The sequence below is a fragment of the Streptomyces sp. NBC_01618 genome, assembly GCF_045209435.1.
Lineage (GTDB): Bacteria > Actinomycetota > Actinomycetes > Streptomycetales > Streptomycetaceae > Streptomyces.
Genome location: NZ_CP109297.1, coordinates 284,339 through 310,648, shown reverse-complemented (window position 1 = coordinate 310,648; position 26,310 = coordinate 284,339). Strand labels below are relative to the sequence as shown.

Annotated in this window: 21 protein-coding genes and 11 pseudogenes; 17 read left to right on the top strand and 15 right to left on the bottom strand. The window is 69.5% G+C overall.

The window, feature by feature from the left end; genetic code table 11:
- Positions 1–29: 29 nt before the first annotated feature.
- Positions 30–1,475: a PP2C family protein-serine/threonine phosphatase gene (locus tag OH735_RS01435; protein WP_406378729.1), complete on the bottom strand. Its 1,446-nt coding sequence runs from the start codon at positions 1,473–1,475 to the stop codon at positions 30–32.
- 344 nt (positions 1,476–1,819) lie between these two features.
- On the opposite strand from OH735_RS01435, the gene rpmG reads away from it, so the two are divergent.
- Positions 1,820–1,984 (top strand): 50S ribosomal protein L33, encoded by a 165-nt coding sequence (gene rpmG, locus OH735_RS01430; protein ID WP_406378727.1) that lies wholly within the window; start codon positions 1,820–1,822, stop codon positions 1,982–1,984.
- Positions 1,985–2,168: 184 nt separating this feature from the next.
- On the opposite strand, the gene OH735_RS01425 is transcribed toward rpmG, so the two are convergent.
- Entirely contained in the window at positions 2,169–2,771 is a 603-nt protein-coding gene (locus OH735_RS01425; RefSeq protein WP_406386357.1) for a YoaK family protein, read from the bottom strand.
- A gap of 90 nt (positions 2,772–2,861) precedes the next feature.
- On the opposite strand from OH735_RS01425, the gene OH735_RS01420 reads away from it, so the two are divergent.
- The 3 genes and pseudogenes from OH735_RS01420 to OH735_RS01410 form a co-directional block, all read left to right on the top strand.
- Positions 2,862–3,641 (top strand): tyrosine-protein phosphatase, encoded by a 780-nt coding sequence (locus OH735_RS01420; protein ID WP_406378725.1) that lies wholly within the window; start codon positions 2,862–2,864, stop codon positions 3,639–3,641.
- Between the two features lie 87 nt (positions 3,642–3,728).
- Positions 3,729–4,244 carry a DinB family protein gene (locus OH735_RS01415; protein WP_406378723.1) on the top strand — a complete coding sequence of 172 codons (516 nt, stop codon included), beginning with the start codon at positions 3,729–3,731 and terminating at the stop codon, positions 4,242–4,244.
- 167 nt (positions 4,245–4,411) lie between these two features.
- Positions 4,412–4,598, top strand: a pseudogene (locus OH735_RS01410) (chitin-binding protein); the annotation flags it as partial.
- A 469-nt stretch (positions 4,599–5,067) separates the two neighbouring features.
- Here the strand turns inward: OH735_RS01410 and OH735_RS01405 are convergent.
- Entirely contained in the window at positions 5,068–5,673 is a 606-nt protein-coding gene (locus OH735_RS01405; protein WP_406378721.1) for a hypothetical protein, read from the bottom strand.
- Positions 5,674–6,113: 440 nt separating this feature from the next.
- Here OH735_RS01405 and OH735_RS01400 point away from each other — a divergent pair.
- The 4 genes and pseudogenes from OH735_RS01400 to OH735_RS01385 form a co-directional block, all read left to right on the top strand.
- Positions 6,114–7,051, top strand: a pseudogene (locus OH735_RS01400) (glycoside hydrolase family 2 TIM barrel-domain containing protein); the annotation flags it as partial.
- Positions 7,052–7,138: 87 nt separating this feature from the next.
- Complete coding sequence (locus OH735_RS01395) at positions 7,139–8,416, top strand: beta-galactosidase domain 4-containing protein (protein ID WP_406386356.1); 1,278 nt, start codon at positions 7,139–7,141, stop codon at positions 8,414–8,416.
- Positions 8,403–9,194, top strand: coding sequence for a PQQ-binding-like beta-propeller repeat protein (locus OH735_RS01390; RefSeq protein WP_406378719.1), 792 nt, complete (start codon positions 8,403–8,405; stop codon positions 9,192–9,194). The genes OH735_RS01395 and OH735_RS01390 overlap by 14 nt, the downstream gene beginning before the upstream one ends.
- A 108-nt stretch (positions 9,195–9,302) precedes the next feature.
- Complete coding sequence (locus OH735_RS01385) at positions 9,303–9,812, top strand: GNAT family N-acetyltransferase; N-acetyltransferase (RefSeq protein ID WP_406378717.1); 510 nt, start codon at positions 9,303–9,305, stop codon at positions 9,810–9,812.
- A gap of 33 nt (positions 9,813–9,845) precedes the next feature.
- Here the strand turns inward: OH735_RS01385 and OH735_RS01380 are convergent.
- Positions 9,846–10,076, bottom strand: a pseudogene (locus OH735_RS01380) (RNA polymerase subunit sigma-24); the annotation flags it as partial.
- 6 nt (positions 10,077–10,082) lie between these two features.
- Between OH735_RS01380 and OH735_RS01375 the strand changes: the two are divergent.
- Entirely contained in the window at positions 10,083–10,481 is a 399-nt protein-coding gene (locus tag OH735_RS01375; RefSeq protein WP_406378716.1) for a carboxymuconolactone decarboxylase family protein, read from the top strand.
- A 487-nt stretch (positions 10,482–10,968) separates the two neighbouring features.
- Here the strand turns inward: OH735_RS01375 and OH735_RS01370 are convergent, their stop codons facing one another.
- Entirely contained in the window at positions 10,969–11,772 is an 804-nt protein-coding gene (locus OH735_RS01370; RefSeq protein ID WP_406386355.1) for a methyltransferase domain-containing protein, read from the bottom strand.
- 45 nt (positions 11,773–11,817) lie between these two features.
- A pseudogene (locus OH735_RS01365) lies at positions 11,818–11,961 on the bottom strand (LysR family transcriptional regulator); the annotation flags it as partial.
- 150 nt (positions 11,962–12,111) lie between these two features.
- Here OH735_RS01365 and OH735_RS01360 point away from each other — a divergent pair.
- Positions 12,112–13,356, top strand: coding sequence for an MFS transporter (locus OH735_RS01360; protein ID WP_406378714.1), 1,245 nt, complete (start codon positions 12,112–12,114; stop codon positions 13,354–13,356).
- On the opposite strand, the gene OH735_RS01355 is transcribed toward OH735_RS01360, so the two are convergent.
- Entirely contained in the window at positions 13,349–13,648 is a 300-nt protein-coding gene (locus tag OH735_RS01355) for a hypothetical protein (protein WP_406378712.1), read from the bottom strand. The genes OH735_RS01360 and OH735_RS01355 overlap by 8 nt on opposite strands.
- Positions 13,649–13,907: 259 nt before the next feature.
- Here OH735_RS01355 and OH735_RS01350 point away from each other — a divergent pair, with 259 nt between their 5' ends.
- Together OH735_RS01350 and OH735_RS01345 are read left to right on the top strand one after the other, a co-directional pair.
- Positions 13,908–14,336 carry an SRPBCC family protein gene (locus OH735_RS01350; protein WP_406378710.1) on the top strand — a complete coding sequence of 143 codons (429 nt, stop codon included), beginning with the start codon at positions 13,908–13,910 and terminating at the stop codon, positions 14,334–14,336.
- A gap of 351 nt (positions 14,337–14,687) precedes the next feature.
- Positions 14,688–17,090 (top strand): discoidin domain-containing protein, encoded by a 2,403-nt coding sequence (locus tag OH735_RS01345; RefSeq protein ID WP_406378708.1) that lies wholly within the window; start codon positions 14,688–14,690, stop codon positions 17,088–17,090.
- 273 nt (positions 17,091–17,363) lie between these two features.
- Here OH735_RS01345 and OH735_RS01340 read toward each other — a convergent pair.
- Positions 17,364–19,001 (bottom strand): annotated as a pseudogene (locus OH735_RS01340) (glycosyl hydrolase); the annotation flags it as partial.
- A gap of 59 nt (positions 19,002–19,060) precedes the next feature.
- Here OH735_RS01340 and OH735_RS01335 point away from each other — a divergent pair.
- Positions 19,061–19,213, top strand: a complete 153-nt coding sequence (locus tag OH735_RS01335; RefSeq protein ID WP_406386937.1) for a hypothetical protein — start codon at positions 19,061–19,063, stop codon at positions 19,211–19,213.
- Between the two features lie 358 nt (positions 19,214–19,571).
- On the opposite strand, the gene OH735_RS01330 is transcribed toward OH735_RS01335, so the two are convergent.
- Positions 19,572–20,201: a TetR/AcrR family transcriptional regulator gene (locus OH735_RS01330; RefSeq protein WP_406378706.1), complete on the bottom strand. Its 630-nt coding sequence runs from the start codon at positions 20,199–20,201 to the stop codon at positions 19,572–19,574.
- A gap of 138 nt (positions 20,202–20,339) precedes the next feature.
- Here OH735_RS01330 and OH735_RS01325 point away from each other — a divergent pair, with 138 nt between their 5' ends.
- The gene (locus tag OH735_RS01325) at positions 20,340–21,185 is read left to right on the top strand and encodes a class I SAM-dependent methyltransferase (protein WP_406378704.1); all 846 of its coding nucleotides are present in this window, start codon (positions 20,340–20,342) and stop codon (positions 21,183–21,185) included.
- A gap of 205 nt (positions 21,186–21,390) precedes the next feature.
- Here OH735_RS01325 and OH735_RS01320 read toward each other — a convergent pair.
- Together OH735_RS01320 and OH735_RS01315 are read right to left on the bottom strand one after the other, a co-directional pair.
- Positions 21,391–21,697 (bottom strand): annotated as a pseudogene (locus OH735_RS01320) (cation transporter dimerization domain-containing protein); the annotation flags it as partial.
- Positions 21,698–22,029: 332 nt separating this feature from the next.
- The gene (locus OH735_RS01315) at positions 22,030–22,860 is read right to left on the bottom strand and encodes a DUF6597 domain-containing transcriptional factor (protein ID WP_406378702.1); all 831 of its coding nucleotides are present in this window, start codon (positions 22,858–22,860) and stop codon (positions 22,030–22,032) included.
- A 46-nt stretch (positions 22,861–22,906) separates the two neighbouring features.
- Here OH735_RS01315 and OH735_RS01310 point away from each other — a divergent pair, with 46 nt between their 5' ends.
- Entirely contained in the window at positions 22,907–23,503 is a 597-nt protein-coding gene (locus tag OH735_RS01310; RefSeq protein ID WP_406378700.1) for a TIGR03086 family metal-binding protein, read from the top strand.
- Positions 23,504–23,758: 255 nt separating this feature from the next.
- On the opposite strand, the pseudogene OH735_RS01305 reads toward OH735_RS01310, so the two are convergent.
- The 4 genes and pseudogenes from OH735_RS01305 to OH735_RS01290 form a co-directional block, all read right to left on the bottom strand.
- Positions 23,759–23,929, bottom strand: a pseudogene (locus OH735_RS01305) (IS256 family transposase); the annotation flags it as partial.
- A gap of 116 nt (positions 23,930–24,045) precedes the next feature.
- Positions 24,046–24,217, bottom strand: a pseudogene (locus tag OH735_RS01300) (transposase); the annotation flags it as partial.
- A gap of 151 nt (positions 24,218–24,368) precedes the next feature.
- Positions 24,369–24,682, bottom strand: a pseudogene (locus tag OH735_RS01295) (helix-turn-helix domain-containing protein); the annotation flags it as partial.
- Between the two features lie 73 nt (positions 24,683–24,755).
- Positions 24,756–25,640, bottom strand: coding sequence for a discoidin domain-containing protein (locus OH735_RS01290; RefSeq protein WP_406378699.1), 885 nt, complete (start codon positions 25,638–25,640; stop codon positions 24,756–24,758).
- Between the two features lie 59 nt (positions 25,641–25,699).
- Between OH735_RS01290 and OH735_RS01285 the strand changes: the two are divergent.
- Both OH735_RS01285 and OH735_RS01280 read left to right on the top strand, forming a co-directional pair.
- Positions 25,700–25,981: pseudogene (locus OH735_RS01285) on the top strand (ISAzo13 family transposase); the annotation flags it as partial.
- A gap of 21 nt (positions 25,982–26,002) precedes the next feature.
- Positions 26,003–26,095 (top strand): annotated as a pseudogene (locus OH735_RS01280) (IS5/IS1182 family transposase); the annotation flags it as partial.
- Between the last annotated feature and the right edge of the window lie 215 nt (positions 26,096–26,310).

Below are 26,310 nucleotides of genomic sequence, written 5' to 3'. Positions count from 1 at the left end.
TCGCCGCACGCCTTGCGTGCCGCTGTGTCTTACGCCCCGATGCGGGCGATCAGCACGCACGCGTCGTCGAGGCGCTCGCTGCCGCCGAATTCCGTGACGACCGTCCGTACGCACTCCTGGGCCGTACGGGCCTGCGCGAAGTGCGGTGCGAGAGCGAGCAGTGCGTCCGGGCCTGCACCCCGGTCGCGGTGACGGTTCAGGCCGTCGGTGTGCAGCACCAGCACATCACCGGCCAGCAGGCGCACTTCGTCCTGCTCGTACGCGACCCCGGAGGTCGCGCCGAGCAGGACTCCGTCCGGTGGCAGCAGCGGGCGCCCTTCGCCGTCGCGGAACAGCAGCGGTGCGGGGTGCCCCGCCTGTGCCCAGGCGAGGATGCCGGTGGACGGATCGAATCGACAGCACACCGCGCTGCCGAGAGCGGGCTGGACGGCGGATTCCAGCAGCTGATTGAGATGCCCCATCAGGGGCCCCGGCTCGATGCCGGCCACGGCCATCCCGCGCAGCGCGCCCAGCAGCATTGCCATGGCCGAGGTGGCCTGGATGCCGTGGCCGGTCAGATCGCCGACCGTGAGCACGGTCCTGCCGTCCGGCAGTTCCAGCGCGTCGTACCAGTCACCGCCGATCAGGGAACTCGACGCCGACGGAAGGTAGTGGGCCGCGATGTCCAGCGCGCGCGCTCCCTTCGAGGGCAGCTGCAGCGAGCCCCGCCACGGGGGGAGCACGGCCTCCTGGAGTTCGACCGCCATCCGGTGCTCGGTCCGCGCCATGTGCTGCCGACGCCGCAGCGAATCGCGGCTCCGGCGCACCATTTGCTGGCTGCCCCGCAGTTCGCTGACATCGCGCAGGACCGCCCACATGGAGGCGGTGCACCCGTCGGTGTCGAGGACGGGCTCGCCCATCATGTGGAGCGTACGCATCCGGCCGTCGGTCCGCAGGATGCGGAATTCGCCGTCTATCGGCTTGCCGTCGACCAGGCAGTCCGTCACCAGAGAGGTGAGCAGGGGCTGGTCCTCGGGCAGGACCACGGACGGAAGGTCGTCCAGCGAGAGGGGCCGTGCGTCGTGCGACCTGCCGAAGATCTGGAACAGCTCCTCGGACCAGGTGACTTCGTCGGTCAGCAGATTCCACTCCGCGCTGCCCACCCTGCCGATCAGCGCACCGGACTCCGGCTGGTCGACGGCCATGTCCCAGACGTCCTGCGCCGAACTCCCCGGGGGCTGTTCCGGCGCCTTTGACGGGATGCCCTCCTTGAGCTGTCCCAGCTGTGTACCAAGATCGTCGAGGTGATGGACCGCCAGCTCGCAGAGCGCGCGCTGCCAGCGCATCTGCGGGTCTTCCTCGTCGATCAGCACCGCCTCCCGCCGCACGGCATCCACATCGCCACGCAGCCGACGGGCCCGGTTGATCAGGGCGTCGACGGCATGGTGCTCGGGTGACTCAGGGGCGGGGCGGTCCGCAGACAGATGGGACGGCATCTCGTACTCCGATACAGGCGCGGCACGACCAGGTCTGAAAGGTGGACCGTAGACGACTGTTGCACAGGCTGCGGGGGGCCGTAAGGGATTTGGCAACACTCGATGCGTCGTTGCTTCTGGCATATGCCACAGGCTGCGCAGAGCGCCGGTCCGTCGAACGGCCTTGCTGTCGACGGACGTTGACTCAAGTAACCCGGCGCGCGCGGACGCCCACGCGCCCGCGTGCGCTGGATTACGAGCGGGCGGGAATGCGGCGGCGCCCCCTCGCGTTACAGGGGTCAGAACGATAACGATACCCATTCCCATGAGGGGGGTGGGGTCGGCGAGGGAGTCTGGAGGCACCCATGGCCCGCAGTGAAACCCGCCCCGTCGTGACGCTCCGGTCTACGGCCGGAACGGGGCAGAGCTATGTGACGCGCAAGAGTCGCCGGAACAACCCCGACCGGCTGGTTCTGCGCAAGTTCGACGCCGTCGCGGGGAGGCACGTCCTCTTCCGTGAGGAACGCTGAGCCCAGTCGCCGCCGCGGCGCTGGGACGGCGGCGGTCCGGACGCCGCGCCGGGGCTTCCCCTCGCCCCGGACGCGGCGGCGGTATTCCTGTCCGGTACCTGCTGCGCGCTGCGGGCACCGGCGGCTGCGCCTGTGCCTGTGCCCTGGGTGTCGCACCGGTCAAGGACTGCCGGGACGGGTACGGTCAGCCCCGGCGCAGCCTCCGGGGCGCAGTCTCGGCCAGCAGCGCACCGAGCGCCGGAACCACGGCCACCAGGGCAGCGGCGCCCGGCCACAGTCGTACCGCCAGCGCGGTCACGGACGCGCCCGCCACGACCGCGATCAGCCGGCCGGCCACCCGGATGTCCTCCTGGTTCCACGACCGAAGCGTCGCGCGGCCGACGAGAGACGTCAGAGTGCCGGTGAAGTAGTTGGTGGGCGTGGCGAGGACCCGCCCCTGGATCCCCATGGCCACGGAAATGAGTACCAGCAGCCCCAGCCGGTCCCCGTACGAGGTGATCAGATCCAGCGCCCACAGCACAGCCCCCGTCGCGAGCAGCACCACCTCGATCAGCAGCATCACCGGCAGCGGCCACCGCAACCGTTCGCTCATCCGCGCACCGCACACGACACCGACGCCGTACGAAGCGAGCGCGGTGATCACGCGCAGGGCCACCCCGTGCTCCCCGACACCGGCCGCGGAAGCGCCCAGCAGCACCAGATTCCCGGTCATCACCCCGGCGAAGACCTGACCGACACAGATGAACGCGAACGCATCGGCCGCGCCGGAAGCAGCCGACAGAAGCAGCAGGGACCAGTCGTCCCGCGGAACGCGCCCGACGGGGAGAACAGGAGTAGACACGCCTGCATTCTCGGCGCTGCCTTAAGGTTCTGCAGCGTGAAAAGACACGTGGCGCTCGATCGACTGCACAACTTCCGTGATGTGGGCGGATATCGCGGAGAAAATGGCCGTCCGGTCCGCTGGGGGCGGCTCTACCGGTCCGACTCGCTGGGCAAGCTCGGGAGCATGGACTGGGACCGTTTTCTGGCCCTCGGTGTCCGTACGGTCATCGACCTGCGCTACGACTGGGAGATCGCGGCCCAGGGACGAGTGCCCGACGCGCCGGGACTGCGATACCACCACCTCAGCATCGAGCACCGGCCCTACGACCAGGCGGCACTCGGCCCGGACGTGGAGACCGGACGCTTCCTGGCCGACCGCTATGCGGAGGTCGCGCACGACGGAGTCGCGGAACTCCGCCTCGCCCTGGATGTGCTCGCGGCCGAGGACAGCGGGCCCGTCGTCTTCCACTGCGCATCGGGCAAGGACCGCACCGGGCTGCTCGCCGCACTCGTTCTGTCCCTGCTGGGTGTGGCCGAGGACGACATCATCGCCGACTTCACCCTCACCGAGCTCGCCAGCGAACGGCTCCTGGCCGACTGGCGGGCGGACCACGACGGTCAGCAGCCTGTCTGGCCCGGGTACGGCCGGGCGCCCGCCGACATCATGCGGCTCTTTCTGGCGGATCTCACCGCGACCCACGGCTCCGTCCGCGCCTACGCGGCCGAACTCCTGGGTTTCGACGAGGAATTGCTGGCCGCACTGCGCGAGAACATCCTCGAACCCGTGGGCGAAGGCCGACCGGCCGAGCGCGCCACGGCCGTGGGGAGTGTCTGAAACCGGCGCGCGGGCGTGCGCCGGTCACGCCGGCGTCCGAGCGAAAAGCCCTGTCCCTGTCCGGCGGGCACGAGGCAGGATCGAGGGATGACATGGACAGCACCCGATGTTGAGCGCATGCCCGGTTCGCTCGTGGCCGGTGAGCGCGAGATGCTCACCGGATACCTCGCCTGGTTCCGCGGCACCTTGTTGCACAAGTGCGCCGGTCTGACCGGGAAGCAACTCGCCGAACAGACGGTTTCGCCGTCGAACCTCACACTCCTCGGACTGATCCGCCACATGGCCAAGGTGGAACGCGTCTGGTTCCGGCAGCGGTTCGCCGGTCAGACGCTCGACCCGATGTACGACCCCGAGAAGGGCAAGGACGCAGACTTCGAGGACGTGGACCCGTCCCGAGCCGCCGAGGACTACGCGCGCCTGGTCGAGGAATGCCAACTGGCGGACGAGATCGTCGCGGATGCCTCGATGGACGACACCTTCACCCATGGCGGCGAGGTGTACTCGCTCCGCATGGTCCACGTCCACATGATCGCGGAGTACGCCCGCCACTGCGGCCACGCCGACCTGTTGCGGGAGCGTACGGACGGTGTGACGGGCGGGTGATGCGGCACTGACGACCGCCCGTCCACGAGGACGTTGTGGCCGGGACCTGATCGGCCGCTGCGACGTCTCGGCCCGGGACCGCCGGTGCGCGGTCCCGGTGCTCCGAGGAGGCGTCGTCGGCGGTGGAGGTGGGTCAGCGCCGGCACCCTTGACGAGGACCTGTAGATGAACTCGACGACGACTCCAAGGTGTGGAAGGTTACCCCGGTGAGCAGGACCACGTCCTTCCAGTGGATTCTGGCGGCCCATCACGCCACGAGCAAGTGGCAGCACTTCTTCGGTGGGCATCGCGGTGTGGAACATCGCGGACACCGCCAACGCGTTCTGCGCCTGCATCGATGTGAACGTCGGCTGACCGGGGAGTCCTGGCCGGTGCCGCTCTCCCGGGGGGCGTCGTCCGCCCCAGTGCATCGGCCGGTGCCCGACAGGCAGAACCGGCCCTCGGATCCGGGGGCCGGTCATGTGTGCCGAACGCGCCGTCGGTATCGCCCGGCTCTGCCCGGTTGAAGCCGACAGGCGGAGCAACCGCGGAAGCCGCCGGTCCGAGATGGCCGACCACCGTCCGCACGTCACCACCGCACCTCGGTCATCCAGGTGTTGGCCGCCGAGGTGCGGGCATCGAGGTGGCGTGGTGGGGGGGGGTGGGGCGGGCTTCTGGGTGGCTGGGTCGTGGGCGGCGTCTGCCGCGCCGGTGCCACGTTGTTGCCGGCCGGACGGCCGGGTGTGCCGAGGATCGTTGGCCGTGTACGGCATGTGGGAGGTTCGGGGTGGAACCCCGGCCCGATTCCGGCGGGCCGGGGCTCTACGTCAACCGATTGACTCGGTCAGTAGTCTCGGTCACCACCGCGGTCGCGGTCGCCGAAGTGGTGGTCGATCACGCGGAAGCTGCCCACGACGCCGTTCTTGACCCACACGCCGCCCCGGACGTGGCCGGGGAAGACGCCGTCGCTGGAGCTGTGGGGTCCGACGGTGGCGATGGGGGCGCCGTTGTCGCAGGTGGCGCCGCGGAAGACCTCGATGGTCCGGCGGCTGTCGTTACGGATGTTGAGGCTCTTGGAACCGAGGCCGCTGACGACGGTGATGCAGCCACCGCGCTCGTCGGAGTAGGTCCGCTCGTTGATGTGGATGCGGCCCTCGTAGTGGCGGCGGCCTTCGTTGTGGCCACGACCCTCCTCGTTGCCCCTGCCCTCGTTGCCCCTGCCCTCATTGCCCTCATCGCCCCCATTGCCCTTGCCGCCGCCACCGTCGCCGCCTTCGAGGGCTGTGACGGGGGCGGGAGCTTGCTGGACGGCCGGGGCGGCCTGCTGCTGGACGACGGGGGCGGCCTGGGCCGGCTCGGAGGTGGCGGCCGACGCGTAGGTGATGCCGGTGGCGGCCAGGGCCGCGGCGGCCGCGACAGCGGCCGTAACAACGGTGGAACGGGTAGCCATGTCACTTTCTCCTGTCTCAGAGGGATCGGCTGAGCAGCCGACCCGTGATTGAACGTACTGACGCTCCCCATACCTGTCATATCGGACGGGTTGGGTGCAGGTGTCGGAGCATCGATCGGGGTACGCAATGTACGCCATATGCTATTTTCATATAATCTTAGACAAAGTGAACTAGTCGCTGAATTCAGGGCACTTGAGATGTCGTTAGCCTGTCCAGGCGACTTGCTGAAACCGGATCACCCAGGCGATGGCGTGTCATTCGTTGACACGGCCCGCACAGCAGTTCCACGCCACCACCCCGAACGCCCGTCGGCCGCATCCTGCCCCGTCCTGGCTGCTCAGGCGGGCTGTGCCCCGTCACCGCAGAACCCAACACTCCAGTCGGCGGAGCCCGAAGCCCGAGGTCTTGACCTGGCGCCCTGATGTTGTGTTTGGGTTGAATGGGGTACAGGTCGATCGATCGCCGTGGGCTCGGTGACCCCGTTCGTCAGCCGCAGCAGCGCCCGCGACCCGTTCGGAGCCAGGTCTCTGTCCGGCGCCAAGCGGACGTGACGCGATCTGCGCGAGCACGGACGAGCCCTGCCGACGGACGTGTCCGTGGCGGGCTTCGACGACACCACAGCCGCGTCACCGGACGGACCCTCACGCACGAGACGATGCTCACCGACGTGCTGCTGATGAAACGGCATCACATCAACGCCGTCAGGACGAGCCACTACCCGCCGGATGCGGCCTTCCTCGACGTGTGCGACGAGTACGGGCTCTGGGTCATCGACGAATGCGACCTGGAGGCGCACGGCTTCTCGAAGAATGACTGGCGGGGCAATCCCGGTGCCGACCCGGCCTGGCGGGTGGCGCTGCTCGACCGGGCCGAGCGGATGGTGGAAAGGGACAAGAACCATCCCAGCGTCGTGATCTGGTCGCTGGGCAACGAGTCGGGCACCGGGGCGAACCTGGAGGCCATGGCCGCATGGATCCGCGACCGGGACCCGGACCGCCTCATCCACTATGAGGGCGACTGGGACAACTGTGTGTGCACCGACCTGTATTCGCTGATGTACCCGGACCACTCCACAGTGGCGGCGATCGCCTGCGGTCAGGAACCGCTGACCGGCGACCCCGCGAACGACGCTCGGCGGCGCGCCATGCCGTTGCTGCTGTGCGAGTACGGGCATGCCATGGGCAACGGCCCCGGCGGACTGCGGAGTACCAGGAGCTGTTCGAAGCGCATCCGCGACTGGCCGGAGGCTTTGTCTGGGAGTGGATCGACCACGGCATCGCACGGCGAGACACCGACGGAACCCTGTACCACGCCTACGGCGGGGACTTCGGGGAGCCCGTCCACGACGGCAACTTCGTCATCGACGGGCTGCTGTTCCCGGACCGCACCCCCTCGCCCGGACTGCTGGAGTACGCGAAGGTCATCGATCCGGTCAGGGTCGACGCCGGACCGGGCCGGGGCATCGTGGTCCGCAACCTGCACCACACCCGTGACACCGGTTATCTCAGGTGGACTTGGCGCCTGGAAGCCGACGGTGTCCCCGTGGCCGATGGCGAGTGGGACGTATCCGTGGTCGTGCCCGGCGCGCAGGACCGTGCCGACTGGCCCGACTCCCTGGCCAAGGCCGTCGACACGGCTGGGCGAGGAGAGCACTGGCTGACCGTGAGCGCCGAACTCGCCGCGGACGAACCCTGGGCCGACGTGGGTCACACCGTCACCTGGACCCAGATCGGTCCGGTCGCCGACAGCACGTCGCAGACCGTTCAGCCGGACGCCTCACCGCGACGCGGAGACGGCGGCCGGCTCCCGGTGCCGCGCCGCGACGGCGACACGATCACGCTGGGCGCCGCCCGGTTCGACGCCATCACCGGAACTCTGGTCCGCCTCGGTGAACTGCCCGTGTACGGGCCCCGGGCCGATGTGTGGCGGGCGCCGATCGACAACGACCGGGTCTCACCGCTGGGTGCGGCATGGCAGCAGGCCGGACTGGACCGCCTCCGGCACAAGGTCCTGCAGGTCGAGACCGACGACGACGGAATCACCGTACGGACCAGGATGTCCCCGGCGGGATCGGACCTCGGCCTGCTCGCCGACTACCACTGGAGTGCCCAGGACGGGAACTGCCTTGTGCTGACCGTCGACACCGCGCCGTTGGGTCCGTGGCCCGTCCCGCTGCCCAGACTCGGCGTCGCAATGACCGTGCCGGGCGAGTTCGACCGCGTCACCTGGTTCGGCCTCGGACCCGGTGAGGCCTACCGGGACAGCGACAGTGCGGTACGGGTCGGACGGTACGAGAGCACCGTCGAAGCCATGCAGACCCCTTACGTGCGCCCGCAGGAGAACGGCAACCGGAGACACCTCAGGTGGGCCCGCCTCACCCGCTCCCGCCTCGGCGGGGACGGCACGGAAGGCACGGACGGCTCGGGCGGCACGCGTGGCACCGGCGGCACCCCGTCACGTCCCGCCGGATACGGCACCTGCGGCATCGAGATCACCGGCAGCCCGTGGTTCGACCTGACCGTGAAACCCTGGTCCACACAGACTGTGCAGAGCGCGGACCACACCGTCGGCCCGGAGCCCGACGGCCTCGTCCACCTCGACATCGACCTCGAACACCGCGGCCTCGGCAGCGGCTCGTGCGGACCTTCCGTCCAGCCACGGCACCATCTGGCCGCGGTTGCGGCCCGCTTCACGCTCCGGATCAGGCCCGTCGAAGCGGAGGCCGACGATGGCGTCGGGTGATCCGCGGGAGCTCGGCGGCTGTGCGGTAGCACCCTCACAGCGCCAGGTCGCCGAGGTCGGCGACGGCCGGCCGGTGGTCGCCGACGGCCTGATCCGCCTCGTCCACCCCCCGGCCAACCTGCTGCGCGACGCCTCCCGGATCCGAGCGCTGGACGCGGCGACCGGCGAGGAGCGCCGGCAGCGGCGGTTGCCCGACGGGTCGGCCGCCGCGGCGGCCGTCGCCGACGGCCGGGTCTACGTGCAGGGCGCGCGGGCCCAGTCGACCGCCTTCGACGCGGTGAGCGGCGAGGAGCTGTGGCACCAGGGCTCCACCGCGAGCCAGTTGAGCTGCTGCACCCCGAGCGTCGCGCACGGCATGGTCTGCGCGGGCACCGGCGCCGGGCAGCTGCACGGCCACACCCGCGCGATGGAGCGTGTCGCGACGGCCCTCGTGGACGGCACGCCCGTCGCCGTCCCACCGCCGGGTGCGACCCCCGCCCGAGGCTCTGGGACCTCACGACGGGCCGGGAGCGCGGCGAGCCGCTGTACGGTCACCGCCGCCGGATCGCGGACCTGGCCGTCACCACGCTCGACGGCCGGACCGTCGCCGTCACCGGCGGCGACGACGCCACCGTGCGCGCCTGGGACCCGCACACCCAAACCCGGATTCGCCGCGCCCTGCGCTTCCCCTTACCGGGTACACAGCGTGACCCCGGTCGACGGCGGCGCACTGCTGGTCGGCTTCGCCGACGAGCCGGCCCTGTTGCCGCGGGCAGCTCTCTCGGACGCTCCCTGCTGACCAGGCGTTCGCTGCAGCCGTCGCCGGCCATGAGGTCCGCCCCCCAACGGTCCATTTGGCATGATCGCGGGAGTAGCAAGAGATAAGCAGAGCAGAGGAGCACCACGGATGCTGCTACGTGATGTCGAGTTCGGTGACGTCGACGCTTACGTCCGGATGCGATGCGATCCGGCCATGATGGTCGATCTCGGCGGCCCATTGCCCCGCGGGGGCATGGAGTCGAAGGTCCAACGCGATGTTCAACGGGCGGCGGCCGGCACGGACTTGACAAAGATGATCGTGCTCGACGAAGCCGAACCGGCAGTGGTCGCGGGAACCGTGACCTTGTGGCCCCACGACACCGACACCGAACGCATCAGCGAGATCGGCTGGATGGTGCTGCCGGAGTTTCAGGGGCGGGGACTCGGCAAGCAGGGCGTGCGCATGCTGCTCGAGTTGGCCCGGGACAACGACCGGTGGGGGCTCGTACACGCGTTTCCGGCAACGACGAACGCCGCGTCGAACGGCATCTGCCGCTCCCTCGGCTTCAGCTACCTGGGCGAGCAGGACATGACCTTCGCCGGGCGGTCCCTGCGTACCAACCACTGGACCATCCACCCTCGCACGCAACTGACCTGAAACGAGACCACGATTCATCCGGAGGCCCCGGGCTCAGCGGTGCAGCGTGGTCTCCCGCTGCATGTGCGACAGTTTCTCGGGATTGCGCACGGTGTAGAACCCGGTGATGAGGCCGTCGTCCATGCGCACCGCCACAACGGTGTCGATCGCGCCGTCGAGTTGGAGAATCAGCGCCGGGCAGGCATTGACCTGTGCCGGCCGCAGTGACGCCGCGGTGATCCTGCCCAGCCCGGCGGCCAGCAGGCGGCCCACCGCGGGACGGCCTGCTTGATGCCACTGCCGAAGTCCACTCGGGAGCTGGTGTCGCTGCGCGCCAGCCAGATCAACGGCTGCGGTTGGTGCATCGACGCGCACACCAAGGAGGCCGCAGCCGCCGGTGAATCCGCTGTCCGGCTCAACCTGGTTGCCGCCTGGCGCGAGTCCACCGTGTTCACCGAGGCCGAGCAGGCCGCGCTGGCACTCGCCGAAGAGGGCACCCGGCTCGCCGACGCCCACCACGGCGTGTCCGACGGGACCTGGGCCCGGGTACGCAAGCACTACGACGACGACCAGATCGCCGCACTGGTCGCCTTGGTCGCCCTGATCAACGCGGCCAACCGGCTCGCCGTGATCGTGCACCAGCAGGGCGGTTCCTACGAGCCCGGCATGTTCGCCGCCGCGCTCAACTGATCGGCAGACGAATCCGGCCCGGCCCGGGATCATTCGATCCGGGCCGGGCCCGCATGTCCGGGCGCGGCTCCTGCCAGGAGTATCCCCCGAGGGCATCCGCGGCGGCGGGTGCGGCGATGCGCCGCCCGGTCAGGCGTCCACGCGGCGCTTGGCGAGCCAGGAGACGGCCGGCGCGGCGCCGTGCTCCAGGTGACCAACGCCGTGCTCTCCACCGGCGGCCTGTTCGCTCCCGCCGTCACGGATTCCTGGTCGGCTCCGCAGCGACCACCGCGCTGGGCTTCACGCACGCCTTTGTGCTCACCGCCCTGCTGCTGGTGACCGTGGGCGGCCTCTCGACGGTCCTCATCAACCAGCAGCGGGACCGTGCCAAGTTCGGCTTCGCCGACTGGGTGCGCCGCCGGGGCGGGTGTCCTGCGACTGGTGCGCCGATACGGAGCGAAGCGGTTCGGATGGACGGCGGATGCGTGCGACAGGCGATCGGGGAGGGCTACGGGCGGCGTCCCCACGCGGAGATCATCGGGGCGGTGGCAAGGTCGAGGCGCCCGGTGGCGACGTTCGCCAGGTGGCGGTCGATCTCGCTGTCGGTGGCAAGCCCTTCCGCCACCAGGAGGCGGCGGATCTGCCGTACGGTCGCGGCCTCGAGGACGGCACAGGCCGGCGAGGTGATCGGGAAGTACGCGTCGGCCTGAACGTCCTCGAGACCGGCCTCACGCAGCAGCCGGGGCAGGGTTCGTCCGTAGGTGAGGTCCGCGCCGCGCGCCGCCATCAAGGCGCGGAAACCGGATCGCAGCCGGTTCGCGAGCCGCTGTTCGGGACCGGACTCGTCGGGACACAACAGTGGCTGCAACCCCGGGTCGGCATCCTCCAGGAGCAGCCGGCCCCCGGGCCGCAGCGCCTGGATCATCCGGCGCAGCGCCTCGGTGCGGTCGGTGACGTGCACCAGGACCAGCCGGGCGTGGACGAGGTCGAACCCGCCGGGCGGCGGCGGGTCGGCCGCCACGTCGTGCCGCAGCACCTCGATCACGCCACCGTCGACGTCTCGGGTCCAGGACACGTCGATGTCGGTGGCGATCACCTCTCCCGTGGGGCCGACTCGCTCGGCCAGCCCGAGGGGTACGGACGGACCGCCGGCACCGACCTCCCAGCAGCGCATGCCGGCGCCGATCCCGAGCTGGTCGACATGCCGGAACGTCACCGGATCGAACAACTCGCTGAGGGCGCCGAAGCGGATCCCTGCCTCCGATTGCTGGTTGTCCAGCAGGTAGCCGTGGTCCGTGCCGTATTCAGCCATGTGGCGATTCTGCAACGTCTGTCCTTCGATGATGGGCTTCGCTCCGCGCACGGTGCGGGTGAACAGCTGCACGCGAAGGCTCTTCTCCAGGGTCGCGATGCGTTTGGAGACAGCCTGCTGGGTGATCGGCAATTCGGCGGCGGTGTCCTGGAACCGCCCGGCATCCGCGGTGGCCACGAAGGTGCGCACAGCATCGAGATCCACGCCGACGATGGTATCGACACAACGAATGGTTGTGCCTTCCTGGCAGACCGGTTGTTTGATCTCGCCATCTGCTCCCCGCTTTGATGCCGATGGGCAGCGTGTGGTTGTCCCGGACCGGCGAGAGGTGCATGGGGCATGGCGGGTAGGAGGGCGCTGGGGAGGCGCTTCGGGTGGTTGTGGGCGGCGTTCGCGGTCAGCTCGTACGGCACGGGGCTCGGGTTCGGTGCGTTTTCCCTGATCGCGGTGCTCGTACTGCACAGCGGGCCGGCCCAGGTGGCGGCGCTGGCTGCTGCGGGACGGGCGGTGGGGGCCGTGGTGGCGGTGCCGCTCGGCCCGTGGGTGGAGTTCCGCCGTAAACGGCCGGTCATGATGACGATGGACCTGACCCGGTTCGCGGCACTGATGAGCATTCCCGCCGCGTTCGCGCTCGGTTGGCTCAGCTTCGCCCAACTCCTCGTCGTATCCGTCGTCGTCGCCGCGGCCGACATCGCCTTCAAGGCGGCCGGCGGTGCGTATCTGAAGGAACTCGTGCCGCGGGAGGACCTGCTCGTCGCGAACAGTCGGTTCGAGTCCACGTCATGGACCGCGACCATGGTCGGACCGCCGCTCGGCGGGGCCGCGATCGGACTGTTCGGCCCGGTGTCGACCCTGGTCGCCGACGCGGTCAGCTACCTGCTCTCGGCACTGGGCATCCGCGCCATCGGCGGGAACGAGCCGTCCCCCGCGCGGACCGAAGCACCGCGGCTGCGAGCACGCGATCTGCTCGAAGGCTGGCACCACATCCTCACCCACCCCACGCTGCGCCCGCTGTTCGTCAACGCGATCGTGGTCAACGGCCTGATCATGGCCTCCCAGCCGCTGCTTGCCGTACTCCTGCTGGACCGCCTCGGGTTCGCACCCTGGCAGTACGGTCTCGTGTTCGCGGCTCCTTGCATCGGTGGCCTCGTCGGCTCACGCTTCGCGCACCGGCTCGTGGCGCGGTTCGGGCAGCACAAGGTGATCGTCACCGCCGGGATGCTGCGTGCGTGCTGGCCTCTCGGACTGGCGTTCGTCCAGCCCGGTGTCCCCGGGATCGCCCTCATCATCGCTGTCCAACTCGGTCTGGTGACCTGCTGCGGCGTGTTCAATCCGGTACTCGCCACCTACCGGCTCGACCACACCGACCCCGACAGGGTCGCCCGGACCCTGGCCGCCTGGTCGATCAGCAGCAGCACTGCCATCGCGGCCCTGACCGCCCTGTGGGGGTTGCTCGCCGCCGTCACCGGCCCCCGCACTGCGATCGCAGCCGCCGGAGTTCTCCTCCTGGCAACTCCGCTGCTCATTCCGCGCCGCGAGAACGCGCCCCGGAACACGAAGGAACAGGCCGCAAGCCTCACCTGATGCGCTGCGGGGCGCGGGTTGACCGGCGGTGGAGGACGGGTTCGTGTGCGCCGCCGGTGCCGGCCATCCGCAGCGGCGCCCACATGTCGAAGCCGAAGGACGCCATCTCGGCTTCGAGGCGCTGGGCCCCGGCAGCGTTGCCGCTGTTGCCGAGCCAGAAGTCGAAGACGTTGCGCCGTCCCTCCAGCCACCGCTCCGGGTCCTGGATCGCCCGCAGATCGCGGACGAAGTCCTCACGCGGGAGCCTGGTTCTGAAGGGTCTGCCCGGACCAGTGATGGGGCGACTCGTCACCGACCGACGCGGCCGGTGACGGGTCGGCCGGTGACCGTAACGGTCGATGGGCTGCCGGTTCCGGACGGCGTACGCAACCCGGACCCGCCGCAGATCGCCGGAGTGTCCCGTCCGCCCCGCTGTACGCCACCGCACGCACGGAGCTCGACCGGATCGCGGAAACGCGAGCCAGAACCGGCCTGGGTGGCCGCGGAGCGGGCAGCAGAGCAGGCTGGAAGTACCAATGGCCCGGACGGCCGGGCCGGGAAGCGAGGCTCCAATGAGTAGGCTCGAAGAACAGGTCGATCTCGATGTCCCGGCGCAGGAGGTCTGGGCGCAGCTGCACCGCATCGATGAGTATCCGCAGTTCATGGAGGGTGTGAAGAGCGCCGCCGTGCAGGGCAGCAGCCGAGCCCATCTCGATGTCCGGATCGGGGACGAAGAGCAGGTTTTCGAGCCCCGTATCGCCGATCGCGGCAAGGGGCAGGTGATGGACCTGACGGTGGACAGCCCAGAGCTGAAAGCCGCCTTCGCCGTGAATCCGCTGGACGACCAGCACACCCAGCTGCAAGTCAGGCTGGAGTACGACCCGGACACCGTGCGGGCGACCTTCGGCGGCCCGAAGGGATTCGCGCAGGTCCACGCGATCGAGGAGACGGTCCGGACCGACCTGGAGAAGTTCAAGGACCTGGTGGAGAGCCGGCACTGATCCTGACGTGCTGATCGTGCTCGGGTAAGGACCGTGTGCCTCACAGCGGTGGTTTTCACCGTCGACGGGCGGGCCTGCGGTGGGACTCCTGGTTCCCGGCGCTTCCGCCTGCCTGCCGACGGGTGGCCGCTGCTGTTCGGTCCCAAGGTCTGCCTCTCGGAGGTGGCGAGTAACCCATTTCTTGCATATCAAGCCAAGGTTTGCCCTCGGCCTGCAAACAGTTGCTCCTATAGCGCTGATTCCTGGCAAAATCAATCATCAGCGGCCTCTTGTTCTATGGGACGGTAAGTGGTGTAGTCCACTGCTGACAGGAGTCATCCCGCTCCCCATGACGTCCTCGGAGGACTACGCATGGACAAGAGACCAGTCGATCCGCCCCTGTCCCGCCGAAATCTGATGGCCGCGGTCGCCGCGACCACCGCGGTGACGGCGCTGCCCGTGGCGACGGCTATTCCCTCGCAGGCCGCCAACCGGCAGGGCCCGGCCGCTGACCGGCAAGGCCCGGCCGCTGACCCGGTCAATCCCCGCCCCTTCGTCGTGCCCGCCCTTCAGGAGTGGGACGGCGGGACGGGCGCGTACCGGCTCACCGCCGATTCGCGTGTGGTGGTCCATCCGCACGATGCGGCGCAGTTGTTGCCGCTCGCACGGCAGGTGACCCAGGAGATCGCCGCTGTCACAGGGGTCGAACTGGCCGCGCCACGCGCCACCCGCGGCACGGACAAGGGGAGCATCCTCCTGCGGCTCGACCCCGGTGCCCGGCACGACCGGGGCGGCGACCGGTACACACAAGAGGGCTACACCCTTCAGGTCACCAAGGACACGGTCGCCGTCACCGCACCCGCGTACAGCGGCGTCTACTACGGGACCCGCTCCCTCCTGCAGATACTGCTCCGCGACGAGACACGCTCCCACGTACCGGCCGGCACGGCCCAGGACTGGCCCAACTACCGCCTACGGGGCTTCATGCTGGACGTCGGGCGGCGCTTCTTCACCCCCGGCTTCATCCGCGACTACGTGCGGATCATGGGCTGGTTCAAGCTGAACGACCTCCAACTGCACCTCAGCGACAACGAGATCAGGCCGCCCCAGGGAGATTGGAGCATGGCCTACGACGCCTTCCGGCTCCGTAGCGACAAGCCCGAATGGGCGGGTCTCGCCGCCTCCGACGGTTCATATACTCGTGCCGACTGGGACTCTTTCGAGGACACCGCCGCGCTGCACGCCGTACAGCTGACCCCCGAGATCGATGCCCCGGCGCATTCCCGGTCCTTCGTGCGCTTCCGCCCCGACATCGGGCTCGGCGGCCCCAACAGTGACCACCTCGACCTCGGAAACCCCGACACCATGCCCTTCATGAAGAAGGTCTTCAACGAGTTCGTCCCGTGGTTCCGCAGCCCCGAAGTGCACTTCGGAGCCGACGAGTACACCGGCCCCGAGGAGCAGTACCGCACGTACTTCAACGGCATGTCCGCCCACCTGCGAAGCCTCGGCAAGCACCCGCGCGCCTGGGGCAGCCTGTCCGAGATGACGACCGGCGACACCAGCGCCTACGACCGGGACGTCACCATCCACAGCTGGAACAACGGCTGGTACGGGCCACGGGCGGCCAAGGCGGCCGGATACGAGATCATCAACACCAACGACGCCCTGCTCTACACCGTGCCGTTCGCGACGTACTACCACCCGCTGGGCCTCGACGGCCGGTACCTGTACGACAGTTGGGAACCGCACGTCTTCCCTGGCGCGGAGAGCCTGCCCCCTGAGGATCCACAGCTGCGCGGCGCCATGTCGGCCGTCTGGAACGACCTCGTGCACGCCTCGTACACCCAGCAGGACGTCCACGGACTGGTCGAGAAGACCTTCGGTATCCTCGGGCAGAAGATGTGGAGCGGGACCGCGGCGGCCCTGTCGTACAGCACTTTCACCGCCCAACTCCGGCGTGGTGCACTCGGACCCGGGCTGACCACCGTCACCCCGACCCTCGCCGAGCCCGAGCAGATCTCCTTCGGCGCAGCTGCTACCGCTTCCTCGGGGCCGAACGCCGGACATGTCACGGACGGCGACCCGGTCACCCGGTGGACGAGCCGCAGCGAACCTGGCGGGCCGTGGCTGAGCATTGACCTCGAAGAGGTGCGTGACGTGCAACGGGTTGTGCTCGACTGGGGCCCTGAGCACGGCCGTTCCTACGATGTGGAGATCTCCGACGAAGGACGGGTGTGGCGCACGGTCGCGAGTCGACGACAGCGTGATCGTCCCGGCCAGGACGAGCTGAGCTTCGAAGCCGACCGGGCGCGCTACGTCCGCCTTCGTGGGCACGAAACCGGCGCCGTCCGGTGGACCCTCTGGTCCGTGCAGGTCTTCGACGTCCCCGACAGGGCCCGGGGGAGGGCAACCACAGCGTCCTCCACGGAGACTCCGGCTCTCGCGGCGGCCAACGCGACCGACGGGGATCCCGGCACCCGTTGGGCCTCGAAGTACACCGACAACGAGTGGATCGCGGTCGACCTGGGATCTCTTCTGCCCGTGAGCCGGATCGTGCTCGACTGGGAGACGGCAGCCGGGCGCGACTACGACGTCCAGGTCTCCGACGACGGCCTTCAGTGGCGCACGGTCGTCGAACGCCGCGGCAGAGCCACGGCAGGTGTCGATACGGTGTACCTCCCGCAGCCCGTCACCACCCGCCACGTACGTGTGCAGGGCATCAAGCGGCAGACGACGTACGGCTATTCGCTGTACCGCTTCGACGTGCGCTGATTCAGTCCCGGAGAGAACTGGAGAGAACTGGAGAGAACTGGAGAGAACCGGAGAGAACCGGAGAGAAACGGCGGAACGGGTCCGGGACAGCTGTTCTACGCAGCGATCCCGGTGCGTACGTCCTTCTCGAGGGCCTGGCCGGTGTTGAACGATGCGGCACGGCAGTCGCATCACGCGTGCCCGCCGTTTCGGACGGGCCGAGCGGACAACGGGACGAACACACCCGGCCGGGCCTGTGACGGGCCCGGCCGGGATGGTGGCATGTTTGCGTGATCAGTCCGGCTGACGCGTCGAGAGCGCTCGGCTGTCGGCGACGGCGCGACCGTACGGAACAAGTCGCACCGGGCCGACGAGTCCGTAGTTCTGCCGCTTGGCGGCCCCGAACACCGGTGCGTTGGAGACCCGCAACCGGTTGAGGAGCGAGGTGGCGACCTCCACTTCGATGGTGTTCGTGCCGCGGCGAAGCCAGGGGCCGATGTCGACGACGGTCGTCAGCTGGTCCGCGGGCGGCAGAGCCTGTCCGTTGACCGTGACCCGGTAGGTGTCGAATACTTCGCCCAGCTCCAGCCGGGCACCATGACCGCCGGTCCAGGCGGCTCCCAGCTTCACCGTGGTGCGGTACCGGCCCACGCCCGACGAATCGACCAGCTCCGGGATCTCCGGCCACGGCTTGAGCCCGTCGAGTTCGATGGTCCGCCGGGTCTTGACGGTGCTCGACGCGGTGGCGCCCGGCGTCCAGTCCTCGGCCGTCAGTGTCCAACGGGTGAGCGGCATGGGCTCGGCGACGTCCTTGATGGTGGCGCTGACGGTGGCGCCGCCCTGGAAGGTGGTGGTGTAGGTGCCCGGCCGGGTGTCGCGGATCTCCAGTCGGCCGTCGTGGGTGAGCAGGACCTCGGACGCCTGGCTGGACATCGCGTTCCAACGGGGCGCGGGGCCAGGCGTCCACTTGCCGGGACGTGCCGTCGCGATGATCGTCGTGGCTCCGGGCGCCAGCGCGATGTGGAGCCGGATCCGCCTGTCGTCGAGCCGCGTGTAGGTGGTGAGCGGTTCGATGGTGCCGGTCCAGGCGTCCAGCCGATAGGGGACGACATCCGGCCTGCGGGTGGTGAGCGTGACGTCGTGGCTGATGGGTGCGCCGGTCGAGCCCTTCTTGCTGACCGCGTCGTTGGCGAAGAAGTAGTAGTCGGCCTCCGTGTCGGCCCGGTGAGCGTGCAGAAGCATCGACGACTGCGCGTACTCGACTTCGCGCTTCAGTCCCAGTGCGGCGATGGCCTGCGGGACGTCGGGACGGTCGGGGACGTTGAACACGCTGGGCTGCGCCAGCAGTTCGGCGATCAGCCGCAGCAGGCGCTCGTTGTCGCCCGACTTCGGCAGTCCGGGCACATGCCCGTCCTTCCAGTCGCCGATGACGATGATTGGAAGGCCCTTCCTGGCGTAGCCGACGAGCTTCTCCGCGACATCGAGTTGCAGCGTGTGCTCACGGAGAATCATCACGTCGCCGTCGACGAGGAGCGCCTGGTACGCCGGGCCGTCCGGTGCGAACCGGCCGTCGCGCACGACGGCGCTGGGAAGGGAGAGCAGGCGCGGGCTGAGGAACAGGTGCGTCCAGCCGACCGGTACGCCGTCGCCGGTGAACCAGGACGCACCGAGCCCGGAACCGGCGTAGCCCTTCTGCCACAGCACGCCGATATCGACCTTGTTGACCCCGGTCTGCAGAACCTGTTGCGTACGGCTCAGGTAGCCGGCGATATCGGCCGCATGACCCCAGGTGGGCTGGCGGGGCCCCCAGGCCTCGCCGTAGCCGGCACCGCCGTTGTACGGCGAGAAGGCGGCGAATCCGGGCCACGCGGCCCCCGGGGCGTCGGCGTATGCGAACCCGTGGAACACGGCCTGGTTGACGCCGGCCGCGTACTGGGTGACGAGCTTCCTGAGCGTGGCGTTCCAGGTGGTCGCGTAGGCGCCGCCCGCGGTTGTTCTACGCCCAGCGCACGCTCCTCAAGCGCGAGGTGCTGCCCGAGCACGTGGCCAACGCGGTCTTCGCCCTCACCGGCGGCGACCTGACCCACACCACCGGGCTCCACATCCCCGTGGACGCGGGCGTCGCGGCAGCCTTCCTGCGCTGACCCGGTCCCGCCCTGATGCCGGTGCGACCGACGTGGCGGCATCAGGGCGTCCCACGGGCCGGCGGGGGCGAAGCCGTACGGGCGCTCTTCCCCCGCCCGGAACTCCTGATGCACGTCGCACTGTTCGTCTGAAGCAACTCCCCCTCGGTCAGCGCCCGATCGGGCCCAGGTGCGATGCGTCGTCCGGGGCCACCGGTGCGAGGTGACCGGCCTCGTCCAGCGGGGTGGAACGGTGTGCAGGTCTGTCTGCCGGGCCGGTCCGTCCATCAGCTGCCGTCGCGTCCACACCGGCGGACGGCCCCGCTTGACGCCCTGCGGGAACAACGGTGCCCCGGTGATCGCAGAGCTTGATCAGCTGTCAGCACAGGTCCTGGGCGGCCGTGGTGCCGTTGGGACCGGCCCCGGCGGCGCCTGCGAGAAGGGCGACCAGTCGTTCCACTTGGTCGCAGGGGTCCGGTGCGCCGGCCCAGCTCGTCATCAATAGGTGGTGGACGGTTCCGACGAGTGCGAGCGCCAGTGAGGTGGTGTCGGCATCGTCCGCGAGGCGTCCAAGCCGCTGTTCGGCGCCTAGGTAAGCGGTGATCGAGTCCTGGATTGCCATGAAGCCGGGTGCACCGGCCTCCAGTGCCTGGCGTACCCGAGTGGCGGCGGCGGGGCGGGTGAGGGCCAGGCCGGAGACCGTCGGACCTGCGGACGTCAGGAGCGCGAGCGCGACCGTGACGAGGTTCTCGGTCACAGTCGCCTGGCCTGCTCGCCCGGCAAGCTCCCCGGCCTGCCGTGCGGTGCGCGCAAACCGGTCCAGGACCAGCTCGGCGACGAATTCGTCCAGTCCGCTGAAGTGGGCGTGCAACAGCCCCTTGGCGCACCCCGCCTCGCCGGTGATCGCACGGCCTGTCAGGGCGACTGGGCCCTCGCGGGCCAGGACCCGCTCCGCGGCGGCGAACAGCCGCTCGCGAACGTCGGGGGTCGCTACTCCACGCGGTGACATGGGACCTCTCCTGGTACGGGATTGCGGCACACCCCGGTGCAAGAAGGGGATTGCCGGAATGGGCATCCGCCCATACTGTTTGGGCGGATGCCCATTCTAGGCATGGCAGGCCCCTCGCCCACCAGCAGGAGGTACCGGATGCAACACATCGTCAACACCGAGCAGGCGCAGGCATGGAACGGTTACGAGGGCACCCACTGGGCCCGGAACCAGGACCGCTGGGACGCCGTGAACGCGGGCTTCAACGAACCCCTGCTCGCCGCCGCCGCGATCAGGGAACAGAACCACGTCCTGGACATCGGCTGCGGAGCCGGCTGCACGACCCGCCTGGCCGCATCCCAGGCGCTCAACGGACGGGTCGTGGGCCTGGACCTGTCGGCGCCGATGCTGGAGCGCGCCCGCGAGTCAGCGCAACGCGAGAACGTCGGCAATGTGTCCTTCGAGCAAGGAGACGCCCAGGTCCACGCTTTCGAGCCGGGCTCGTTCGACGTCATCATCAGCCGTTACGGGGTGATGTTCTTCGCCGACCCCGTCGGCGCCTTCACCAACATCGGACAGGCCCTGCGCCCCGGCGGTCGTATGGCGTTCATCTGCGGCGCAGACGCCGAGGGCAACGAATGGCTCCAGGCCATTGCGACGCTGGGCGACATCCTGCCCGTCGGAGGCTTCGGCGCGCCGGGAAGTCCGGGAATGTTCTCCCTTGCGGACCCGGACCTCACCAGTGAAGTGCTGTCCGCCGCCGGGTTCACGCACATCACCGCGGCACGCGTAGAGGCTCAGGGGATGTGGGGACAGGACGCCGACGACGCGGCCGCCTTCCTGCTGGGCTCCGGTCCCGGGCGCCACCTGACGAGCCAGGTCGACCAGGAGGCCCAGGACCGCGCCCGCCAGGCACTCACGGACATCCTGCGCCCCCACGAGGAGAACGGCGCGGTGCGACTGCGCAGCACCGCCTGGCTGGTCACCGCCAACCGCCCGAAGTAACCCGGCTCGGCCGGCCGGCTCGACCGGTCGCGGCACCTAGCCCATTTGGGAGGCCGAAGTGCGGCCGTTGTTTCCGCGAGTGCTTGGTCGAGACGGTCGCGGTTCTGATCCGCAGCGGCTATGTCCGGTGGTGGCATCGGCTTTTGGGTGAGACCACCGCCGGGCCGGTTCAGCGTCGCACGAGGCACTGGCAGCGGGCGTCGACTCAGACGTGGGCGTGGTGGTGGGCCAGGGAGGCGTGCGGGTCGATGCCGTCGTGGGTGGTGGCAGGGTCGGTATGGACGAGGGCGGTGGTCAGCCGGGGTCTCGGCCTCGACGGCGAGACGGTGCGCGTCACGGACGCTGAGGTCATCGGCGACGACGATGGCGACCTCGGTCCGCAGCTGATGGCCGATCCGCCGCATCCGCAGCTCGCCCACGTCCACGATCCCGTTCACCTCGTGCAGGGCGCGTTCGGCGGTGTCGACCAGGGCGGGATCAACCGCGTCCATCAGGCGGCGGAACACTTCCCGGATCCGTACCGGGAGGTGCTGCGCAAGCTGGCAGAGCCGGCCCGGCGTGAGGGTGGGTGGAGCGGGTGGCGCATCCCGGACAGGGCCGCGGTCTTCCGGGCGCGGAAGAATCCCCGGGGCGCTCCCTTGCGTGAGCTGTTGGCGCAGGTGGGCCATGGCGTGACGGATGAGGCGACCCCGGGGGTGTTCTGGCGGGGACTGTGGCTGATGACCCTTGACGGCACCACGCTCGAGGTCGCCGACACCGCGGCCAGCGAGGGGACGTTGGGCCGGCCGACGGCCCGGACAGACGGACCGTCGACCAATTGCCAAGACTTGTGGATCGGTTGAAATTATTCATGCCGCGCCGGCCTGAAGTCGTTCCGGCGTCGCGCTGAACTCGCGTACTGCGCAGGGGAGGTGCCTATGCATGCGGTGAAGTCGCGGATGAAGTGTGCTTGGTCGGCGTAGCCGAGTTCGGCGGCGAGAGCAGACCAGTCCTCCGGGTCCATGGCCGCGCGTGCGGCGGCTTCCTGAATGCGGGCTCGCCGGATCACCCACTTGGGTCCGATGCCGACGTACTCGGCGAACGTTCGCTGGAGCTGGCGCGTGCTCATGCCGGCGATCGCGGCGAGCTGGGAGACCCGTAGAACTGAAGGGTCGGCGCTGATGGTTTCGACCAGCCTCGCGGCCTTGTCGATGGCAGGGTCAGGAGTGGGTCGGCACCCGCGCACGAGCGTGGCTGCCAGTTCGAGCGCGGTGGGCACGCAGGGTTCGGCGATGATGGCGTCTGCTGCTGCCCGCGCCGCCGGGCCGAAGATTTCTTCGATGTCCAGGACTCGGTCGGTAAGGGTGGACACGGGGGCGGTGAGGAACGGGCGGAAGCCGCCGGGCCGGAATCGCAGGCCAAGTACCCGGCCGGTGCCAGAGATCTCTCGGGTGAACGTGTCGCTGACGATGCCTGTGATCTGGGCCTGACCGCCGGTGGTGAAGGTGAGGTGGACCACCGGGTGGGTGAGGACTTGCTGCCTGTGTGGTTCGGTCAGGTCCCAGTGGAGGATCCAGTAACCGTCCACGAACGGGGTCAGGTCCGCCGGAGCCGGCTCGTGGGCGAGCCGGAACCGCTCAGCCGCGGTGTGCGGGTCGAGGATGGCCCGCTGTCGCGTTTGTTCAATACCCGTCATCGTCGTCCTGTCTACTATGCCTGATGGCAAGTGGGGAAGGGATGGTATGGAGACGAGATCTGTGATGGCCCGGGCCTCGGAAGCGGCGGTGGACATCGTGCGCGGGATCGGGCCGGACGAGTTCGGCGTAAGCACACCGTGCCCGGAGCTGAAGGTCGGGGCACTCCTGAATCACCTGATCTTCTGGACCAGCGTGCGGGGGCACGCCGCGGGACTGAAGCAGCCTCCACAGGCCCGGCCGGATGAGGTGGCGGAGGGCCATGACTTCACCGCGGAGCCGGATTGGGCCGAGGTGTATGCCGCCCGGTCGGCGGCGACCGCCGCCGTCTGGAGCGATCCTCGGGCGTGGGTCGGCGAGACGGCGCTGACCGGGAGCGGGCGGATGCCGGCCCGTTTCGTCGGTGGGATCGTGCTGGGCGAGTGGCTGCTGCACGGCTGGGACCTGGCGGTGGCGACCGGGCAGAAGCTGAACGTGGACGAGGAACTCGCGGCGGCGCTCTACGAGGACATCGCCGGGAAGGCTGAGATGGCCAGGCAGTACGGGGTGTTCGGCCCCGAAGTCAGCGTGCCTACGACTGCGCCGCTGTTTGACCGCGCTCTGGGACTGGCGGGCCGCGACCCGTCGTGGAAACGCCGAGCCTGACCGCAAGTGAACGCACGTGTGGGCCGTTGCCGTCCCTGGCGCCCGGGGATCGGATCGGAGCTTTGGTGGTGCGGATATGGAGAACCGCCCCCAGGTGCTCCACACACATGGAGCGGGTGGAGAGCAGGTGGGCGCTGGGCGACAGCCGGTCGGCCGGCAAACGCGCCACCGTGCTCTTTCCCGCGCCGCGCGGGAAGGTGAGGACGATCACCTTGCCGGGCGTAGGAAGCGACGCCGCAGTGTTGGGCGGCTGGTTCATAGGGCGATCTCCTCACGGCGTTCGGCCAGGTGACCGCCTTCGAAGCGGGCTCCGGCGCGGACGAGGTCAACGAGGTGGGGTGCGGTGATCGCGCGCCGGCGGGCCTGGGCGGATTCGGCGAGCGTGAAGACCATGGCGAGTGCGACGGCCGGGCTGCCCGCGCCGCGGGGGCAGGTGCGCTGACCTGGGGCGATATGCCCTGGGCGCCCGGCAGCGTGCCGGTCACAACCATCCGCGGCGCTGTGCCTGCAGGGCCATCTGGAAGCGGGGCTGCCCGCGCCGCGGCCCGATTCGCGGGTTGAGCGCGTCGAAGAAGGGACCAGATGCTTTCGACGGGGTTGGGGTCGGGTGCGTAGGGCGGCAGACAGGGGCTGGTCAGCCAGTCCCGCGAGGCAGCGAACTCCTGGAATCCGGCGGCCTGATGGATCCAGGTTGTCCCACACGAGCACGAGCGGCTCGGGGCCCAGGATGACATGTGGGCCACGACCTACCGGGAGCGGCCGATGAGCAACGCCGGGGCCTTCATTCCCCGGTGACCGGGTTCCCGTCGGCGTGGGTGCCGTTGTCGTGAGCGGGAGCGCCGAGTCGTTCAATTGAGGCTGGCGGCGTTGACGCGTTCCGGCGAAGCTCCCACGTCGACGGTGACCGGCAAAGCCGATGCGCGATCTCGCGGACCTCACGTCCTGAGCACGCCATACGGCGATGTCCTGGCGCTCTGAGAACGACAGATAGTGTCCAGACACCGTCGGCGAAAGGGCCGGTCTCACGCCCCCGGCGTGGCGAAACCACCGTGTTTCGACCGCGGGCGACACCCCGACTTCGGCCGCCGCTTCCTCTGACCGACCCCCTCGGGCGATCGCAGCCCAAAACCGGACGCGATCCTCACGCCAGGCGACCGTCGGCCGCCCCGGCGACGGCATCTGCGGGGGACCGCCGCAACGGTCGGCGCCGCACCCGCCCCTGAACGGGGAAGCGCGGCGCCGGTGCCGGGCCTCAGGAAGTGCGGAGGACGGTCAGTTCGGCGGCGGCAGCGAACTGCTGGCCGTTCACGGCGCTGAGCGCGGTGAAGCGGACGTAGCGGGCCTGCTGCGCGGCGAAGGTCACCTCCTTCTCGCTCTTCGAGCCGCTGAAGGTGCCGGCGAAGACCTGATGGAACGTCACGTTGTCGTCGCTGACCTCGACTGTGAAGCGGGCCACGTCACCGTTGGCGCCGCCGTCCTGGCGCGGCAGGTAGCGCAGGCCCGCGATGGGCTGGGCGGTGCCGAGGTCCAGGGTCAGCTGGTGCGGCATCGTGGCGACGGAGGGGGTGTAGGCGGTGTGCCACTTGGTGGCCGGGTTGCCGTCGATGGCGTTGGCGGCACGGCCGTTCTCGGCGGCGGTCTCCTGGCTGTCCACGGAGGCGACGGTGATGCCGGCCCGGTCTATCGGGACCTGGCCGCCGAGGCCCGGCTTGATCGTCGCGTTGCCGGTGGCGTAGGACTCGCCCTTGTCGGTGGTCAGGTGGGCGGTGTACGGATAGGCGTCGGCGATCGCCGTGTCCGGTACGGTCACCGGGACGGTCACCGAGACCTGCTCCCCGCTGCCAACCGCGGGCACCTTCACCTCCGGCGCGCTCCAGTCGGCCGGAAGGTCGAGCCGGAGGGTGCCGCCGTTCAGCCGGTTCGGCTCCTGGTTGGTGACGACCACGGTGAAGTCGCTGGTCCGGCCGGTCGGCAGCGACTGCGGCGGGGTCACGGCGAGCGGGACGCAGACGCCGTTCAGCCAGTCGCTGCCGAAGCGGGCGAAGGTGATCTTCTCGTACGGGTGGGCCATGCCGCGCTCGTAGAGCAGGCCGACGGAGCCCCGGTCGGCGGGTGTCCAGCGCCAGTACTCGGGCACCGCGGGGGCGCGTATTTCAATTACTGCTCGGTGTACGGGTGTTGGCGGGACAATGAGGTGTGACTGCGGGTACGGCCGCTCGGGCTTCAGTTGTGGCTTTGAGGGCGAAGTTCGATCAGTTCCTTCCCCATCTTGATGAGCGACGCCGTCGGATCTACCTGGCCAGCGAGGCCGCCGCGCTTGGCCACGGCGGGATCACGCTGGTGGCGGCCGCTTCTGGCGCAAGTGCGGCCACCATCGCACGCGGAATCGCCGAGCTGTCCAGGCGCCCTTTGCCAGCCGGGCGGATCCGGGCTCCAGGAGCCGGCCGTAAGCCGGTGACGGTCACCGACCCCGGCGTAGAGGCTTTCTCAGCCGCTCTCCGCTACGAACGCTACCCCCGCAACTACCTGGCCTTCCTCGGCCTCGCCGCAGCCCTCTGCTGCTACAAACGCCTCCTCAAGCTCACCACATAGGACACGGTCTTAAAGTCTCAAAGTAGTGACCCCCCAAGGGGCTTGGGCGGTGTGTCGGTCCTGCACGCTGGCCCCGCTTGTCAGTCCTGCATGCTGCCCCCCTCTTGACCGTGGTGCTCGCACGGGCCACACTCCCATCAACTCTAAACCGGTCTAGACCAGTTGATGGAGGCATCATGTCAAAATCTGGTCGTCGTGCCGTCCCTCGTCACCAG